At 45.5% G+C, this 1,028-nt stretch carries 1 protein-coding gene; it reads right to left on the reverse strand.

All coding sequences use genetic code 11. The features are described from left to right. Window positions 1-172 precede the first annotated feature (172 nt). Window positions 173-1,028: ABC transporter permease (locus tag R7O12_RS26995; protein ID WP_318127131.1), on the reverse strand; the 856-nt coding region annotated here is incomplete at its 5' end.

The following is a 1,028-nucleotide window of genomic DNA, read 5'->3' on the forward strand; positions in this document are numbered from 1 at the left end:
ACAAATGTTTAAAGTTATTTATCGGACGAATCCTTGATTAAAGTCAATTTCAATCTGAGGTTGTGAGGCGTTCAAATACAACAAAGGGGGCGATAGTTCGCCCCCTTTGTTGTTCATCTGGTCATGGAATTGTGATTTCTGTCAACTTATCTCTTTGAGCTGCAGAGAAAAACTAACTTAGGCTTTCGGTAACAACGGGTTTGTTGTTACGTTTTGCTATCCAATACGCCACGCCACCCCATAGCGCAACAAGCAACCACAATGCTGTCCAATGTTTGGCAACTTGCTGCCATGTCGCGCCCATTTGGTTGAGCGCCAAGAAGCCTTTTATTGCCCAAGTACTCGGGCTCAAATCGGCTATCCAAAGTAGTGGAGCAGGTATCGATTCAACTGGCCAAATGAAGCCCGCTAAAAAGATGAGAGGCATTGAACTGACTAGAACCACCAAGGTGACCAGTTCTCTTCTTGGTAGTAGATAGCCAAGCCAAAAGCCTAACCCACAACAACCCAGCAAGAACGGGAAAAGCATGGTTAAGAGCTCACCTGCTTTGGCAATGTGATTCACACTCAGACGTTCGAAGCTAAAACCAAAGTAATACGCGCTCAGTAAGTAATAAATGGCAATAAACACCAACGTTCTTACCAATAACAATGACCCGGTTGATACCTGAGACCAGTAGCCTCGGCCATGACGCTGCGAACCGGTTTGCAAGCCAACTGCCATAATAAGTGTTTGCTGTAAAATCAGCACAAAGACAGCAGGAACCACGTATTCGATATAGCCCATCGTTGGGTTAAAGGTCGGTTTCATGTTCAGCTTGATAGCAGAGTAATTGTGGCTCGCCAAACTAAGCGGTACGCCTTCAATCACCATTTTACTGACTTTAACTTGTGCGCCTAATGTACCGCCTGCTTGAGCTAAACCTTCAACGACCGTGCCGTAAACCAAGAAGTAAGAGGCGTCTGCTGCGTATGCAAGAGTTGGGCTTTTACCTAACATTACGTCTTTGTAGAAGTGCTGAGGGATC

Source organism: Vibrio sp. Vb1574, assembly GCF_033338675.1.